The sequence below is a fragment of the Bradyrhizobium sp. 41S5 genome, from assembly GCF_011516665.3.
GTDB lineage: Bacteria > Pseudomonadota > Alphaproteobacteria > Rhizobiales > Xanthobacteraceae > Bradyrhizobium > Bradyrhizobium quebecense.
Map to the genome: position 1 here is coordinate 526,422 of NZ_CP083721.1, position 16,240 is coordinate 542,661.

13 protein-coding genes and 1 pseudogene are annotated in these 16,240 nt (G+C 65.8%); 2 read left to right on the forward strand and 12 right to left on the reverse strand.

Going from position 1 to position 16,240, the window contains the following annotated elements; translation table 11 throughout:
• Positions 1-111 precede the first annotated feature (111 nt).
• Entirely contained in the window at positions 112-831 is a 720-nt protein-coding gene (locus HAP47_RS02585) for a ribonuclease activity regulator RraA (protein WP_173639565.1), read from the forward strand.
• A gap of 254 nt (positions 832-1,085) precedes the next feature.
• Here HAP47_RS02585 and HAP47_RS02590 read toward each other — a convergent pair whose 3' ends face one another.
• From HAP47_RS02590 to HAP47_RS02625, 8 genes are all read right to left on the reverse strand, one after another.
• A complete protein-coding gene (locus tag HAP47_RS02590) occupies positions 1,086-3,194 on the reverse strand; it encodes a S9 family peptidase (RefSeq protein WP_173639564.1) in 2,109 nt (702 codons plus the stop codon).
• A 107-nt stretch (positions 3,195-3,301) separates the two neighbouring features.
• Entirely contained in the window at positions 3,302-5,020 is a 1,719-nt protein-coding gene (locus HAP47_RS02595) for an ABC transporter permease (protein ID WP_173639563.1), read from the reverse strand.
• 189 nt (positions 5,021-5,209) lie between these two features.
• Positions 5,210-6,274, reverse strand: a complete 1,065-nt coding sequence (locus tag HAP47_RS02600) for an ABC transporter substrate-binding protein (RefSeq protein ID WP_173639562.1) — start codon at positions 6,272-6,274, stop codon at positions 5,210-5,212.
• Positions 6,275-6,297: 23 nt separating this feature from the next.
• Positions 6,298-7,350, reverse strand: a complete 1,053-nt coding sequence (locus HAP47_RS02605; RefSeq protein ID WP_231169047.1) for an ABC transporter ATP-binding protein — start codon at positions 7,348-7,350, stop codon at positions 6,298-6,300.
• Between the two features lie 259 nt (positions 7,351-7,609).
• A complete protein-coding gene (locus HAP47_RS02610; RefSeq protein ID WP_173639560.1) occupies positions 7,610-8,794 on the reverse strand; it encodes a pyridoxal-phosphate-dependent aminotransferase family protein in 1,185 nt (394 codons plus the stop codon).
• Positions 8,795-8,931: 137 nt separating this feature from the next.
• Positions 8,932-9,762, reverse strand: coding sequence for an LssY C-terminal domain-containing protein (locus tag HAP47_RS02615; protein ID WP_173639559.1), 831 nt, complete (start codon positions 9,760-9,762; stop codon positions 8,932-8,934).
• An 81-nt stretch (positions 9,763-9,843) separates the two neighbouring features.
• Positions 9,844-10,569, reverse strand: a complete 726-nt coding sequence (locus tag HAP47_RS02620) for a thermonuclease family protein (RefSeq protein ID WP_173639558.1) — start codon at positions 10,567-10,569, stop codon at positions 9,844-9,846.
• A 283-nt stretch (positions 10,570-10,852) separates the two neighbouring features.
• Positions 10,853-12,583, reverse strand: coding sequence for a hypothetical protein (locus tag HAP47_RS02625; RefSeq protein ID WP_173639557.1), 1,731 nt, complete (start codon positions 12,581-12,583; stop codon positions 10,853-10,855).
• Between the two features lie 360 nt (positions 12,584-12,943).
• On the opposite strand from HAP47_RS02625, the gene HAP47_RS02630 reads away from it, so the two are divergent.
• The gene (locus tag HAP47_RS02630) at positions 12,944-13,798 is read left to right on the forward strand and encodes a caspase family protein (protein ID WP_173639556.1); all 855 of its coding nucleotides are present in this window, start codon (positions 12,944-12,946) and stop codon (positions 13,796-13,798) included.
• Positions 13,799-13,975: 177 nt separating this feature from the next.
• Here the strand turns inward: HAP47_RS02630 and HAP47_RS02635 are convergent, their stop codons facing one another.
• The 4 genes and pseudogenes from HAP47_RS02635 to HAP47_RS02650 form a co-directional block, all read right to left on the reverse strand.
• A complete protein-coding gene (locus tag HAP47_RS02635) occupies positions 13,976-14,854 on the reverse strand; it encodes an efflux RND transporter periplasmic adaptor subunit (protein ID WP_173639555.1) in 879 nt (292 codons plus the stop codon).
• Positions 14,855-14,924: 70 nt separating this feature from the next.
• The gene (locus HAP47_RS02640) at positions 14,925-15,311 is read right to left on the reverse strand and encodes an alpha/beta fold hydrolase (protein ID WP_173639554.1); all 387 of its coding nucleotides are present in this window, start codon (positions 15,309-15,311) and stop codon (positions 14,925-14,927) included.
• A 119-nt stretch (positions 15,312-15,430) separates the two neighbouring features.
• Positions 15,431-15,677: pseudogene (locus HAP47_RS02645) on the reverse strand (hypothetical protein).
• 233 nt (positions 15,678-15,910) lie between these two features.
• Positions 15,911-16,120 carry a cold-shock protein gene (locus tag HAP47_RS02650; RefSeq protein WP_029084280.1) on the reverse strand — a complete coding sequence of 70 codons (210 nt, stop codon included), beginning with the start codon at positions 16,118-16,120 and terminating at the stop codon, positions 15,911-15,913.
• Positions 16,121-16,240: the final 120 nt, after the last annotated feature.

Below are 16,240 nucleotides of genomic sequence, written 5' to 3' on the forward strand. Positions count from 1 at the left end.
GCGCAGCGATGAGCCCGGAATCCATTGTGCCGCGTGCGCTGTGGTGAGATGGATCCCGGGCCTGCGGCTTCGGCGCATCCTGGAATGACGAATGGAGAGAGCAAGCAAGTCATGTCAAAACTCAGCGACGCCACCCGCAACAAGCTGAAATCCGTCTCCACCGCGACGGTTGCGACCGCGCTGTTCAAGCGCGGCTTGCGCATCCAGATGATCCAGGATGTATATCCCCTGAGCCCGGATCAGCCGACCATGGTCGGCGAGGCCTTCACGCTGCGCTACATTCCGGCGCGCGAGGATCTCAACACGATCGAGGTGTTCCGCGACCGCGCGCATCCGCAGCGCAAGGCGATCGAGGACTGCCCGCCGGGCAGCGTGCTGGTCATGGACAGCCGCAAGGATGCCCGCGCGGCCTCGGCCGGCGCGATCCTGGTGACGCGGCTGATGAAGCGCGGCTGCGCCGGCGTCGTCACCGACGGCGGCTTCCGGGATTCGGCCGAGATCGCCCGGCTCGGCTTCCCGGCGTTTCATCATCGCCCGAGCGCACCGGCCAATCTCACGCTGCACCAAGCGATCGAGATCAATGTCCCGATCGGCTGCGGCGATGCGCCGGTGTTCCCCGGCGACGTGATCCTCGGCGACAGCGACGGCGTCATCGTGATCCCGGCGCATCTCGCCGACGAGATCGCGAACGAGACCTTCGAGATGACCGCGTTCGAGGATTTCGTCACCGAACAGGTCCAGAACGGCCGCGGCATCTTCGGCCTCTATCCCGCGACCGACGAGCAGACGCTGAAGGATTTCGCGGTCTGGCGGAAGGCGAAGGGGCGCTAGCGGCTCACTCTCCGCCGTCGTTCTTGATAGGCGATCGCCACACATTCCGCCGTCTTGATGAGCGACCGCCATACATTCCACTGTCGTCCCTGCGAAGGCAGGGACCCAGAACCACAGGGAGGAGTTTGGCCAAGACTGGCAGTTGCGTTGTGTGCCGTGGTACTGCGACTTCCTTGCTCGATAGATCACGCGGTATGGGTCCCGGCCTTCGCCGGACGACGATGGGGAGGGGACCGCGCAAGCCAACCGGCACCTTACACCTCGGCCTTGTCCGCCATCCCGACTGCCCACAGCGCGAAGGCGTAGACGATCGCGACCTCGTCGAGACGGTTGAAGCGGCCGGAGGCGCCGCCGTGGCCGGCGCCCATGTTGGTCCGCAGCAGCACCGGGCCGCCGCTGCGCATGGTGGCGCGCAGCCGCGCGATCCATTTCGCCGGCTCCCAATAGGTTACGCGCGGATCGGTGAGCCCGCCCATCGCGAGGATCGCCGGATAGTCCTTTGCCGCGACATTGTCATACGGCGAGTAGGACAGGATGGTGCGGAAATCCTTCTCGCTCTCGATCGGATTGCCCCACTCCGGCCATTCCGGGGGCGTCAGCGGCAGCGTGTCGTCGAGCATGGTGTTGAGCACGTCGACGAACGGCACCTCGGCGACGATGCCGGCGAACAGCTCGCCGGCGCGGTTGGCGACCGCGCCCATCAGCATGCCGCCGGCCGAGCCGCCATGGCCGACGATGCGTTTTTCACCCGTGTATTTCGCCTCGATCAGCGCGCGCCCGGCGGCAGCGAAATCGTCGAACGTGTTCGTCTTCTTCTCGCGCTTGCCGTCGAGATACCAGCCCCAGCCCTTGTCGGCGCCGCCGCGGATATGCGCGATAGCATAGACGAAGCCGCGGTCGACCAGCGACAGCCGGTTGGCGGCAAACGAGGCCGGCATCGCCATGCCGTAGGAGCCGTAGCCATAGAGCAGCAGCGGCGCGTTGCCGTCACGGGCAAAGTCCTTGCGGTGCAGGATCGAGACCGGCACCTGCGCGCCGTCATGCGACGTCGCCATGATGCGCGTGGTGACGTAGTCGGCCGGGTTGTGGCCGGAGGGAATCTCCTGCCGCTTGCGCAGGACACGCGTCCGCGTCGCCATGTCGTAGTCATAGACCTCCGACGGCGTCGTCATCGACGAATAGACGAAGCGCAGATTGGTGGTGTCGAATTCGTAGCCGCCCATGGTGTCGAGCGAATAGGCCGCCTCGTCGAACGCGATCGCGTGCTCCTCCCCGCTCCTGAGGTCGCGGATGATGATCGCCGGCAGCGCATTGGCGCGCTCCAGCCGCACCATGTGGCCGGCATAGAGCTCGACGTCGAGCACATAGACGCCCTCGCGATAGGGAATCAGGTCGCGCCAGTTGGCGCGTTCCGGCGACGCAAGCGGCGCGGTGACGACCTTGAAGTCGATCGCGTCGTCGGCATTGGTCAGGATGAAGAGCTCGTCACCGCGGTCGGCGATCGAATATTGCACGCCTTCCTCGCGCGCCGCGACCAGCCGCGGCGGCGCGTCGGGATTGGCGAGATCGATCAATCGCTGCTCCGAGGTCTCGTGGTCGCCACCGGCGATCACGCAGAAGCGGCCGCTCGCGCTCTCGTGCAGATGGGTGAACCAGCCGGAATCCTGCTCCTCATAGATCAGGGTGTCGTCGGCCTGCGTGGTGCCGAGCCTGTGCCGCCACACCTGCATCGGGCGGTGATTGTCGTCGAGCTTGACATAGAAGAAGCTTCTGGAATCCGCGGCCCAGACCACGCCGCCGTCGGTTTCCTCGACGAGGTCGTCCCGGTCGCCGCCAGTTGCCCAGTCGCGCACGCGGATCGAGAAATATTCGGAGCCCTTGGTGTCGGCGCTCCAGGCGTGCAGGCGGTGGTCGTTGGAATGCCGGCTGCCGCCGAACTTGAAATATTTGTGGTCTTTTGCCAGCGCGTCGCCGTCGAGCACGACATGCGCGTCGCCGCCATCGCGCGGCGTGCGGCAGTACAATTCATGCTGGCCGCCCTCGCGGAACTTGCGGAAATAGGCGAACGGACCGTCCGGCGACGGCACGCTGGAATCGTCCTCCTTGATCCGCCCGCGCATCTCCTTGACCAGCCGCTTCTGCAAGCCGTCGGTGTGGCCGAGCAGGCTCTCGGTGTAGCCGTTCTCGGCTTCGAGATAGGTCCGGATGTCAGGATCCAGGATCGAGGGATCGCGCAGCACCTCCTGCCATTTCGGATCCTTGATCCACGCATAGTCGTCCGTCACCGTGATGCCGTGGGTGGTGAAGGAATGCGGCCGGCGCGGCGCGACAGGGGGCGATGTTGTGGTGGCGGATTTTGTCACACGATCCTCATGGTGCGGGGTTCCGCTTTATATCGGGACGAATGTGGCGATTGCCAGATGGGGCGCGCATTCCCGCGCGCTCGACGGCATTGCGCTGAGAGGTCGAGCTACCCGTTGCGCAGCTTCGCGCCTGCATTGCCGCCGGACATCGGGATCTGGTTCACCGCCAGCACCACGGCGAATGTGATCACCAGCATCGCGATGCCGAGCACCGCGATCGCGGCGAGGTCGCCGCCTTCGTTGAGATCGTAGATCAGGACCGACAGCACCTTGGTCTGCGAGGTGAACAGCACGATCGCCGCCGACAGTTCCCGCATCACGCCGATGAAGATGAAGCACCAGGTCGCGATCACGCCGGTACGCAGCAGGGGCGCGGTGATCTGGCGCAGCGCCTGCAGCCGCGTCGCGCCGAGGATGCGGCTCGCCTCCTCGAGCTCGGGATGAATGGTCGTGAATGCCGCCTGCAATTGCTGATAGGCCGACGGCAAATTGATGGTGAGGAACGCCAGCAGCAGAATCCACAGCGTGCCGTAGAGCACGAAGGGCGGCCGCGTGTAGCTTAGAAAAAGGCCGACGCCGAGCACGATGCCGGGGACGGCCACCGGCGCCGTGGCGAGGAACCCGAGGATGCGGTGGCCCGCGATCACCTTCCGCGTCGTGACATAGGCGATGACCAGCGCGAGGAGGGTGCCGATCGTCGCGGTCGCGGTGCCCAGGATCACGGTGTTCTTGAGCGCGAGCTGGGTCGACGACAGCTCGGTGAATACGAAGACGACGTTGTGCAAGGTCAGGGTCGACGGCGTCACCAGCGTGGTGGCGTTCGGCGAGAATGCGGCGTTGAGCAGCGCGAGGTAAGGCAGGAAGACGGGATTGAGCAGGACCAAAAGGCAGAAGCCGAGCGCGGCCCAGCGCCAGCCGCGCAGCTCGACCCGGCGCGGCGCGCCATATTTGCCCCCGATCACCGAATAGCCGCGGCGGCCGAGCAGCGCCTTCTGGCCCTGCAGCAGCAGGATGGTCAGCACCAGCAGCGGTACCGCGGCGGCGGCCGCGAGCTCGAGCTTCGGCGGATACTGGAACAGGCTCCAGATCTTGGTCGTCATGGTGTGGAAGCCGGCCGGCAGTGCCAGGATCGCCGGCGAGCCGAACAGCGTCATCGCCTGCAGGAAGGCGATCAAGGCGCCCGCGACCAAAGCGGGCAGCGCCAGCGGGATGGTGACCCGCCGCGCCGTGGTCCAGGCATTGCCGCCGAGGATCGCGGAGGCGTCCTCCAGCTCGCCCGGCATGGTGTCGAGCGCATTGGCCACCAGCACGAACACGAACGGGAACGTGTAGCAGGAGATCACGAAGATGATCCCGGTCATCGAGTAGATGTTGAACAGCGCGTCGGCATCCTCGCCTGCGAACAGCCGGTAGAGCTGGTTGAGCAGCCCCGAATTCGGCGCCGCCAGCAACTCCCAGGCGACCGCGCCGAGGAACGGCGGCGTCACGAACGAGGCCGTCACCAGCGCGCGGATGGTCTGCCGGCCCGGCATATCGGTGCGCGACACCAGCCAGCTGAGCGGCGCCGCGACGATGCAGCAGATCAGCGCCGACGTCGTCGCGATGATCGCGGTGGTCAGCAGCGGATCGAGGAAGTCCGGATTGCTGAACAGCGTAACGAAGTTCTGCAGCGTCGGATGGCGGTTCTTGTCGGTGAAAGCGTAGACCGCGAGCCACGACAGCGGCAGCAGGATCAACAGCACGAGCACCGCCGCGAACAGCCACAGCACGGGGCGCGTCCAGTCGATGCGGGCGCGGGCGGTGGGGGAGGTGGTTGTAAGAGTCATGCGAGATATCTCCCCGCGTCATTCGCGGTGCGCAATTGCGCACCTGAGGGCATCGCGAAGCGATGAGCCTGGAATCCATCGGGCCGCAGGTGCAGGCGGAGGGCTCGCGCGGAGCCTGTCATCGGGCCGCGCTCTGCTCGGACCGTTGGCGCGCCCCGGAATGACGATAGTGAGGGTTACGTCGCATCTTCAAACCCGAAACAGCCGCGCATAGCGCGTCTTGATCTCTTCGGTCATCGCCTCCACACCCGCCGGGTCCTCCTTCATCAGCTTGATGTCGGAGAGCTTGCGCCGGCCGGCCTTCGGCTGTACCTGCGCGTGCACCGAATATTGCCCGGTGAAGTCGACGAAGAATTGCTGGGTCGCGCGGGTGTGCAGCCAGGCCTGGAACAGCTTTGCTGCGTTCGGATGCGGCGCGCCCGCGAAGATGCCGGTCGGTCCCGAGATCGTCGGCGTGCCTTCGGTCGGGTAGACCGGCTCGACCGGCTGTCCGGCTTCCTTCAGGAGCACGATGCCGTATTCATTGCCGTCGGCCATGACAGCGCGCTCGCCGAGCGAGAGCTTTTTCGGCGGATCGGTCGAGGACTGCACCTGCATCACGCGCTGCTTGGCGAGTTTCTCCAGATAGGGCCAGCCGAGCTCGCGGACGATCTGGAACGTCGCGGTCATGATGGTGCCGCTATAGGCCGGATGGCCCTTCACCATCTTGCCGGCCCATTTCAGGTCGAGCAGATCGGCAAAGCTCTTCGGCGCATCCTCCGCCTTCACCAGATTGGTGTTGTAGGCGATCGACGACAGCCACAGCCGCGTGGTCACGGCCATGCCGTCCGGGTCGCGATAATTTTCGGGAAAATGTTTCGCGACGTCCTCCGGCATGAACGGCATCAGCCAGCCGCTCTTTTTCCACGGGATGAAGTGCGAGGCGTCGGCGCTGTTGACGACATCGGCAGCATGGATGTTGGAATCGAATTCCTGCGCCACGCGCTGGAACAGCCGCTCCGAGCCCGAGCGCTCGATCTGCACGGCGATGCCGGGATAGGCGGCCTCGAACGCCTTGCCGAGCTTCTCGCCGACCGGCAGATCCATCGACGAATAGAACACGAGCTTGCCTTCTTTGGTCGCGGCCGCCACCAGATCGGGCGTGATCGCGGCCGGATCGGGTGGCGCGGCGCGTGCGGGCGAAGCAAATACCTTGCCGAACGCAAGCGCCGCAGAGCCTTTCAGGACGTGCCGTCTGGAGACTTGCTTCCGCATCACGTCCCTCGGTTTCTTGTTCGTTATCGGCTGAGTGCGCGGCAGCGTTCCGCCGGCAGTGTCAGCCAGACCTCGCTGCCCTTCTCGACCGCGGTCTCGGTCGGCGTGGTCACCCGTAGCGGGGTGCCGTCAGAGGTTTCCACCATGTAGTCGCGGTTCATGCCGAGATAGACCTGCCGCGTCACGACGGCTTTCAGCGTGTTCTGCGCTGCTGCGGGGGCTTGCGTCGAGAGCCGGATCTCATGCTGGCGGATCGCGACCGGCGCGCTCCGGCCGGCCGTGAGCCTGGCGCCGACCACCGCGAGAACAGCGCCGGCGAACTCGACATGGCTCGCATCGCGCGCGGTGCCCTTGATCACATTGGCCGCGCCGATGAAGCGCGCCACGAATTCGGATTCCGGCCGCGCATAGATGTCCTCAGGGCTGCCGAGCTGGTCGATCTTGCCGGCATTCATCACCGCGATCAGATCGGCCGTCGTCATCGCCTCGGATTGATCGTGGGTGACATAGACGGTGGTGTAGCGATATTCGTCGTGCAGGCGGCGGATTTCGAACCGCATCTCCTCGCGCAGATTGGCGTCGAGATTGGACAGCGGCTCGTCGAGCAGCAGCGTCTCGGGGCCGACGATCAGCGCACGCGCCAGCGCGACGCGCTGCTGCTGGCCGCCGGAGAGCTCGCCCGGATAGCGCTGCGCCAGCGGTTCCAGCCTGGTCGTCGCCAGGATCGCGGCGAGCTTCTTCCCGATCGTGTCGCGATCCATTTTGCGCAAGCGCAGCCCATAGACGATGTTCTCGGCCACCGTCATATGCGGCCACAGCGCGTAGCTCTGGAAGATCATCGACATGTTGCGCTGCTCGGGCGGCAGCGTGCGCGCCTTCGATGACACGACGCGGTCGCCGACGCGGATCTCGCCGCCGGATAGTTCGAGGAACCCGGCGATCAGCCGCAGCGTCGTGGTCTTGCCGCAGCCGGACGGCCCGAGCAGGCAGACCAGCCGGCCGTGATCGATCGTGAGCGAGACGTCATCAACCGCGACAAACGATCCAAACCGCTTGACTAGGCCGCGCAATTCCACCGATGCCAAGCGATCCCTCCATTTTGTTCTGTCGCAGGGATCCGTGCCCGGCTGTTGCCGGCAGTAAAGCCGAAAATGATGACGGCGAATAGTGTTGGGGCCTTAGCAATGCGTTGCATGCTGCCTCCCGTCATCCTTGTGAGCGCATCATTTACAAGCGACGCTAAACATTCAGTGTCGTCCCGGATTTCGCCGGAACGACAGCGGAGCGTGCGGCCTCGATCGTACCCAGGATGACCGGTCGCTGCCTGCGCTTGGCCTACGCCTTCACGTTCTCGCCGAGCCACTGGATGGCGGCGTCGGCGCCGGCCTTGCCGTGCGGGATGTTCAGCGCGGTGAGCGCGACTTCGACGACGCCGAGCGTGCCGAGGATCATCGGCGCGTTGACGTGGCCCATATGCGCGATGCGGAAGGCCTGGCCCTGCAGGTCGCCGATGCCGGTGCCGAGCACCACGCCGCATTTCTCCTTGGCATAGCGCTGAATGGCGGCGGGATCGGCTCCCTTCACCGTCACGGTCGTCACCGTGTTGGAGCGCTCGGCGGGTTCAGTGATGTTGAAGCCGAGCACCTGGCCCTCGCCCCAGACGGCGACGGCGCGGCGCACCGCTTCGCCGAGCAGCCGGTGCCGTTCGAACGCATTCTCCAGGCCCTCGGCGTGCAGCATGTTGATCGCCTCGCGCAGCGCGAACAACAGATGCACTGGCGCGGTGCCGGCATATTTGCGGTAGTGCTCAGAGCCCTCGCGTTCGGTCCAGTCCCAATAGGGCGTGCGCAGATCGGCCTTCTTGTGTGCGTCCCAGGCGCGGTCATTGGCGGCGACGAAGCCGAGGCCGGGCGGTGTCATCAGGCCCTTCTGCGAGCCGGACATCGCGACGTCGACATACCATTTGTCCATCTCGAACGGCATGCAGCCGAGCGAGGCGACGGTGTCGACCATGAACAGCGCGGGATGGCCTGCCGCCTTGATCGCCTTGCCGATCGCCTCGATGTCGTTGTAGGCGCCCGACGCGGTGTCGACCTGCACGGCGAGGATCGCCTTGATCTTGTGCTCCTTGTCGCGGCGCAGCCGCTCCTCCACCTCGGCCGGGCGGATCGCGCGGCGCCAGTCGCCCTTCAGCACCTCGACATCGGCGCCCATCGCGGCCGCCGCCTGGCCCCAGCCGATCGCGAAGCGCCCGCTCTCCAGCACCAGCACCTTGTCGCCGCGCGACAGCACGTTGGAGAGCGTCGCCTCCCAGGCGCCGTGTCCGTTGGCGATGTAGATGTAGGATTTGCCCATGGTGGCGAACAGCTTCGAGAGATCGCGCAGCAGGCTGTCAGTCAGTTCGAACATCTCGGCGGAGTAGATATCGAGCGCCGGGCGATGCATCGCCTGCAGCACCTGATCAGGCATCGTGGTGGGCCCGGGGATGGCCAGAAATTCCCGGCCCGCGCGAACGGTCATCGTCCTGTTCCTTTTGGATAAAGCTACGCAAATCAAGCGTCTGAGGGGGTCAAGCGTTAAGGATATTCCATCACGGTCGCGATTGCGAGCCGGACGAAGCAATCCAGCGTTTCCTAAAGCGCGGGACACAGCCGGCCTTATTTGTTGATGGTCTCGACCACTGCACGCCAGATCTGGTCCTTGAACTGGGTCGCGGCGGGGCTTGGAATCTGCTCGACGGTGCCGTCGTTCTTGCGGCAGGCCTCGACCAGCCGCATCACCCAGATTTCGCCGTCGGTGTAATAGAGATCGCCGCCGCCATTATGCCCGGCGAAGGTCGGGCCGATGCCGGTGACCTGGTATTTCGCTGTGACCATGCCGGCGGACTCCAGGTCGGTCGCGAGCAGCGCGCGTTCGGCGTCGAGATCGGCCGCGATATGATGGGTGACCGCGCCGGTGTAGTGGCTGACACCGACACTGCGGTCGAGCGTCGCAGCGCCGAGCCACACCGGGCGCTTCTCCTCGCCCTGATCGAGCACCCGCCAGAAACGGACGTGGTTGCGGCGATCCGCGCTAGATCCGACCGGCCGTTCGAAGGCGAGGTCCTCGCGGCGGCCGAGATAGAACAGGTTGCTCACCGGCGCATCCTTGTAGGGACGATCGAGCAGCACGGAGCCTACGATTTCGATCGAGGATTTCAGTGTGACCGGATCGGCCGGAAACCAGCCGGCCTCGTGCATCGCGCAGACCACGTCCTTGGTGTCGCCGATCAGCCCGACATTCATGGGGTCGCCGGGAATGCCCTGCGCGGTGCGGGTCACCATCGGCAGATTGGCGAGGCCCTTCTGGTGCTCGTGATGGGTCCACAGCGCCGGCAGCACCAGATAGGCCGCGATCAGGTAGATGACGAGGACAAACAGCAGCAGCTGCAGATAGCGCACGCGTTTGCGACGGCGCGCCGCAGGAGGATTGGTCTCGACGTTGGTCACGGCCGCCTCCTTACCTCTCCCGCAAGCGGGAAGGTAGCGCATTGCCGATGCTGCCGCACGTCAATCTCATTCCATCGTTTATCAGCGCCGCGTCTCGCGGCAGCCGGCGGCTTCGGCTTCCTCGACCGAGCAGAACCAGCGCGTGCCCTTGCTGATCTTCATCTCGATCTTGGCGTACCAGCGGCTGGTCGGCTGGTGAAAGATGCATTCGCCGGAGCGGTTGACGTTGCCCTTGATGGTGCAGTCGGGCGAGGGCGCCACCGGGCCGGAGGCCGATGCGAGCAGGATCGAGTGTGCACTCTCCGGCACTTTCACGGCGCCGAGCACGGCGGTCTTCTTGTTGCGCACGCGCCAGTCCCACGGCGCGATGAATGCGCCCTGCCACATCCCGGCCTTGGCCTCGCGCGCCGCCCTCTCGTCCGGCTCGTAGTCATGCGAGACGCGGGTGTAGGCCAGCGCCCAGCCGCTCGCCACCATCCATTTCTGGATGTCCTCGCCGTCGACCTCGCAGCGCGCAATGGTGCGGCCGCGGCGATCGACCGTGCGGGCGTGGCAGGTCCAGCTCTTGTTGCCGGCATGCTTGATCAGCTCGTCGCGCGCGGCGACGCCGCAGGTCCAGCGCTCACCCTTGGTGTTGAGGCAGAGCTGGTCGGTCGACGGCGCGTCGATCCCGCCGAGCCGGATCTTGACGCTGCCGATCATGAGCTGGTCGCCGTCGCGGATCTTCGGCACGCCGGTGATGTCGGCGGCGACAGCCAGCGTCGGCAGCGTCAGCAGCAGGCCAGCAGTGAGCAGCGTCTTGAGCATCGGCGTTCCCGGCCAGTCTTTCGTTCAGCGTTCAGGGCCCAAAGGATCGGAGAGGATTGTGCGGGCAATTGGGCAACCCTGCCAGTGGTGTCGTGTTTCCGCCAGTTTCAACTTCGCATCATCCCGCTCCGCGATGTCATCCTCCCCTGGAGGGGAGGATCGGTTCGCATGAAGCGTAGCGCAATGCGAACCGAGGTGGGGTGACAGTCTCTCCGCAGAAACGGTGCCCTCCCCCTCCAGGGGAGGGTGAACCGGGCGACTGCGCTCTACCCACCCTACATGGCTAGGAAACCTTCGCCATTCGTTTCCTGGCCAGCGCGAGGGCCATCAGCACGAAGGCCGACGTCACCTCGGGCCCGCCGACCAGGATCCGCGTCGGCGTCTTCATCTTATTCCATTCGTAGGCCTTATAGGGTCCCTTGCGGCCGCCTTCGCCGAGGCCCTGCACGATGCAGTGCAGCGCCGGCGTGAAGGTCGAGACCTCGGCGCCAAGATGCGCCAGCGCCATCAGCGCGAGCGCCGCGTCGAACGGGTTCATCTCATGCGCGATCAGCTCGCCCTGGACGTAGCCGAGCACGCGGGCGCGGATCAGCCCGAACACATTGCCGGGATCGATGACGCGCTGCGCCGGCGGCGGCAGCGCGATGAAGGCGGCGTAGCAGCGGCCGAAATAGGCCGAATAGAGCTCCGGCAGATAATAGATATGCGAGCGCGGATTCCTGAACGCGCCGCTTTCGACCAACCTCTTCTGGAAGGCGATGATGCGATGCACCGTCTCAAGCCGCTGCGGCGTCTCGATGATCCGCCAGCGGGCGAGGTTGCGGAACGAGACCTCGAGGATGTCGAGGTTGAGCGTCGGATCGAGGTCGTTGCCATAGGGCCGCTCACCGGCGAGATTGTCGATCCAGGTGACGACGCCGCCCTCATATTCGATGTTGTCGTTGAGCGGCACGGTGACGCGCGGCTCGTTGGCGCTCGCGCGGACCTGGTAGCCGCGGTAGAAATCCAGCAGCGGCTGCTGCAGGATCGGATCGTCGGAACCGGCTTGCGTCGCGGCCGAGAACGCGCACGCCGTGGTGTCGCAGTCGGGCACATAGACGCCGAAGCCGAGGTCCTGCTTGATCTGGGCGAAGAAGCGCGAGAATCGCGGATGCCGCCCCGGCGCCAGCGCGGTGATCACCTTCACGACCGAGCCGTCATGCGACGGTACCTCCTCGGCGCTGGTCTTCAGGCAGAACTCCACCATCTCGGCGACCGCGCGCCGTGCCGCGCCTGCCTCATCCGGTGACGCGAGCCCGGTCTCGACATAGCTCAGAAGCGCCTCGGTGAAGAAGGCGTCGTAATAGGCCGAGCGATGGCGGATCTGCACCGGCTCCCACATCGGCTCGGCGATGCCGCGCCATGGCGGGTTGATCAGCGCGCGCGCCGGCGAATGCGCGATGAAGACCCGCGCCAGGCTGAACAGCAAGGTCGAGTTCTTGTAGCCGCGGGCGTTCAGCCCGGTCAGTGCCATCAGCATCTCGCGCCCGCCGATGTCGGCATCGCCGATCAGGTTGAAGGCGGCATAGGTCGGGATGAAGCCGCATCTGCCGAACGAGCCGAGCAGATGCGCGCCGGTCAAGCGGATCACCCGGTCGATCTCGGCTGTCGCCGGCGGATGGCGAGCCGCGGTTGCGGCCGGCGGGGAGGGGTGGCGCACGCCGATGCAGTCCATCAGGTCGGCGACGGGGGCGCCGATCGCGGCCCAGTCCGGCGCCGCGGCGTCGCGTGCCTCGGTCAACGCCGCGCGCAGGCCCGCGAGGCGGTCGGGGTCGTTGAGGGCGGGCAGGCCGGTGCGGCGGAGCAGCGCGCGCAGCGGCGGATTGCCGAGCGCGGTCCGGTAGAACTTCCCCAGATGGGCATCGCCGCCGCGATAGGCCTGCAGCACGGGGTCGCAGACGTCGTAAAGCGACGGGCCGTCCTTCTTGGCGGTCAGCGCCCGGCACACCGCGCCAGCGATTTCGTGAAGGCTCATGAATCCCTTTCTCAGGGAACCGGTTAACGCCGCCGCCCCGGCGGTGTTTCCTCCGGTCCTCCCCCCAAACGCGCAAGCCTTTGGAAAGCTATATGAATCCGTACAGAATACAAATGTGACCGAAGTCACGTAACGGGATCTTAACGGCGTCAATGGCCTGTGCCGGGCGGCAGCATGCTGCAAACCGGGTTGCTCCGGCCGTCCGGCCGGGTTAAGGGAGTGTTTGTTGCGGCGCCGCAAATTGAGCTGAATTCAACGGCACACACACCTCAACCCCATTAAACCTGATCGTCACTGACGCGACTAACTGGCGCGATTTCGCTCGAACGCCATCGGGATAGAGATTGGGACTAGAACGTTATGAACCTTAGGCAGCTTCATATTTCCCGTCGCACCATCGCCGTCTGCGTGGCGGTGGCCGGCACGGTGTCGCTGGCGATCGGCGCCCATGCCGCGCTCAACAAGCGGACACCGGATGTTGCCAGGGGGACTGTCGCCGGGTCCGTCACCGCCGGGCAGACCGGCAGCATTGCGGGCGGCTCCTCCCGCCTCGCGCTGATCATCGGCAACGGCCATTACCCGGACGCCGCAGCGCCGTTGGCCCAGCCGATCAACGATGCCCGCACCCTGTCGTCGGAGCTGCGCCGCGAGGGCTTTGACGTCGACGTCGTCGAGGACGCGACCAAGGACGACATGTTCCGCGCGGTCGAGCGCATGAAGGCCAAGATCCGCCCCGACACCGTCGTGATGCTGTTCTTCGGCGGCTACGGCGTGCAGGTCGGCCGTGAGAGCTACATGATCCCGGTCGATGCCACGATCTGGAAGGAAGCCGACGTCAAGCGCACCGGCGTCAGCGTCGAGTCCGTGCTCGATGCGATGAAGGAGCGTGGCGCCAAGGCCAAGCTCGTGGTGCTAGATGCCTCGCGCCGCAATCCCTATGAACGCCGCTTCCGCGCCTTCTCGCACGGCCTCGCCCCGATCAGCCCGCCGGAGAACACGATCGTGCTGACGTCGACGACGCCGGGCAAGGTCGCCGACGATTCCAAGGGCGCCAATAGCGTGCTGGTCTCCGAGCTCATCAACAACCTCAACGCCCAGGCCGGGGCAGAGGCTGCCTTCAACAAGACCCGCGTCGCGATCTCCCGCGCCTCTGAAGGCGAGCAGGTGCCGAGCGTGTCGTCCTCGCTGCTGGAAGACATCAAGCTCGGCGGCTGAGCCCCAGCTCTATCCCCACGTCGTCCCGGCGAAGGCCGGGACCCAACCACAGGGCTGCGTCGTTGAAGCGCGCTGTGGCCACAGCTCTTCAAGACAATTCGCATTCGTGGTTATGGGTCCCGGGTCGCGCTTCGCTTGCCCGGGACGACACTGTACGTGTGGCGGCGCCTACTTCGTCTACTTCGCGTCCGCGCTCGCGCCCACCGGCCGCACCGGATCGCCTTCGCGCAGCAGGGCGCCGGCGCGAGCGACGACGATGTCGCCTTCCTGGATGCCGTCGCGGATCTCGACCTGGCCGGCAGACATCAACCCGGTCTCGACCCGCCGCGTTTCGACGCGGCCGCCGCGCACCACCTGCACCACGGTGCCGGCGGTGGAGTAGAGGATCGCGGTCAGCGGCACCGCGACGCCGCAGCTCTGCCCGGTCTTGATCTGCGCCCGCCCGCTCGAATTCACCAGCAGCCGCTGGTTCGAGGTGATGCCGACGAACACCTGGCCGAGCTGGCTGTTCGGCTCGATGGTCGGCGCGATCGTCCGCACCTTGCCGTCCATCTCGCCGGCGCCGATGATCTTCAGCCGCGCGGTCTGCTCGGTCTTCAGCTTGGCGATGTCGCGGGTCGGCACCATGCCGACCAGATCGTATTCGTTTCTGGCGATGATCGAGAACAGCGCATCCTTGCCGGAGGCCGGCGCGCCGACGATGGCCGTTGAGGCCGAGATGGTGCCCGCCACCGGCGCCGTGAGGTTGACCGCGTTGGTGCCGTCGGTCAGCCGCGCCAGCACCTGGCCCGCGGTGACGGTATCGCCGGGATCGGCCTTCACCTCCGCCACCTTCAGCCCGAACCGATCGGGCCGGATCTGCTGCTCGTCGCGCGGCAGCACGATGCCGGAAACCTCGACGATATTGCCGAAGCAGAATTTCGAGGCCTTCAGCACCGTCACCGCCGCGCCCTTCGGCACGGCGTCGGCCTCGCCCGCGGCGAGCGCGGGAGAAGCCGCGAGCAGGATCAGCGCGGAGGCGGCAAGAGCGGCAGCGCGCAGACGAGGCAACATCATCGGCAAACTATTCCCAAAATGCAGCGCGTTTTCGAGCGAAGTGGGGACCGGTTCGCGTGAAGCAAACGCGTCAATTGAAGCCCCTCCTGAATACCAGATGCGGCCTCGCCGAGCCAGCCGGCTGCGCCGCGGCGGCAGCCGCCTCTGCCGGCCCGGCACACGCGGCGAGCTCCAGCTTCGCCAGCTCCTCGGCGCGCCAGTTGTGCCGCAGGATCTCCGGATTGACCCGCTCGGCATGCGTCACCGGCAGCATGTGGCCGGCCGCCGGCAGATGCCGCATCTCGGCGCCATCAATGATCTCGGCGAGTTTTGCGACAATGCGCTGCGTCACATAGGGCGACAGCCCGCCCGATACCAGCAGCGTCGGTACCCGCAACGCACGCGCGGCTGCCGCCACGGCGTCGAGATCGAGCGCGGCGTTGAAATCGTAAGGCAGCTTGTCGGCCTGCTCGATCATCCGCAGGATGATGGAATTGATACCGTCATTGCGAGGAGCGATAGCCGTGCGCGAGGTGGGATCGATTGCTTCGCTTCGCTCGCAATGACGGCGGTCATTGCAGCAGCCACAGCGCAGCGTCAGCGCACGATGCGCTTCACCCGCGCTTTCTTCTTGGCGATGGGTGCCGGCGCCAGCTCGGCCTCGGCGGCGGCCTTGGCCTCGCGGGCTTCGCGCAGCGCCCGCAGCCGCTCCATGTTCTTGCGGATCGCGGCGCCGTCGCGCTCGACCATCGGCGATGGCGCGCGCGCCTTCCTCGGCCGCCAGCCGCTGGCGGTCGGCCCTGGCGAGGCTTGCGGGCGATGGCGTGGGCTTTCTGGCGGTCATCGGCATTCTCTCCAAGGCATCATCCCTCTGCGAACGCTTCGCGTCTGTTGCACGGAACGGCGCGATGCAGCGTGCTTTGGGATCACGCGCAGCAAGACATGCTAAAACCCGCCCAATCCGGGTGGATCGAGCGGGCAGCAACGTCATCCCAGTACATCCGTGGAATGACGAACCGGCATGATCGCGACAAACGCGGAACGCGTTTGCGCGGAAATCATGCCGAAGTAAAAAGCTCAGACGATCTGAAGATTCTCGGCGCTGGTCTTGCCGCGCATCTTGTCGGTCTTCAGCTCGAACGAGACCTTCTGGCCTTCAGCCAGGCCGGTTAGACCGGCACGCTCGACGGCGCTGATGTGAACGAACACATCCTTGCTGCCATCGCTCGGCTCGATGAAACCAAAACCCTTCTGGCCGTTGAACCACTTCACAGTACCTGTCGCCATCTTCTCTTCTCCAAAATGCGCGTTTGCGCGTGTGTTGCGCAGAATCGCGCGCCATCCATTCAACTGACGATGTCTTTGGAGGAGGGCCGTTCTGACCATTCAACAAGGCGCAACGGCTAA

Excerpts from the sequence above, each read along its gene's own strand:
- HAP47_RS02635 (WP_173639555.1), bottom strand. The coding sequence starts at position 14,854 with ATGATGTTGCCTCGTCTGCGCGCTGCCGCTCTTGCCGCCTCCGCGCTG.
- HAP47_RS02650 (WP_029084280.1), bottom strand. The coding sequence starts at position 16,120 with ATGGCGACAGGTACTGTGAAGTGGTTCAACGGCCAGAAGGGTTTTGGT.
- HAP47_RS02630 (WP_173639556.1), top strand. The coding sequence starts at position 12,944 with ATGAACCTTAGGCAGCTTCATATTTCCCGTCGCACCATCGCCGTCTGC.
- HAP47_RS02610 (WP_173639560.1), bottom strand. The coding sequence starts at position 8,794 with ATGACCGTTCGCGCGGGCCGGGAATTTCTGGCCATCCCCGGGCCCACC.
- HAP47_RS02585 (WP_173639565.1), top strand. The coding sequence starts at position 112 with ATGTCAAAACTCAGCGACGCCACCCGCAACAAGCTGAAATCCGTCTCC.
- HAP47_RS02595 (WP_173639563.1), bottom strand. The coding sequence starts at position 5,020 with ATGACTCTTACAACCACCTCCCCCACCGCCCGCGCCCGCATCGACTGG.
- HAP47_RS02625 (WP_173639557.1), bottom strand. The coding sequence starts at position 12,583 with ATGAGCCTTCACGAAATCGCTGGCGCGGTGTGCCGGGCGCTGACCGCC.
- HAP47_RS02620 (WP_173639558.1), bottom strand. The coding sequence starts at position 10,569 with ATGCTCAAGACGCTGCTCACTGCTGGCCTGCTGCTGACGCTGCCGACG.
- HAP47_RS02640 (WP_173639554.1), bottom strand. The coding sequence starts at position 15,311 with ATGATCGAGCAGGCCGACAAGCTGCCTTACGATTTCAACGCCGCGCTC.
- HAP47_RS02600 (WP_173639562.1), bottom strand. The coding sequence starts at position 6,274 with ATGCGGAAGCAAGTCTCCAGACGGCACGTCCTGAAAGGCTCTGCGGCG.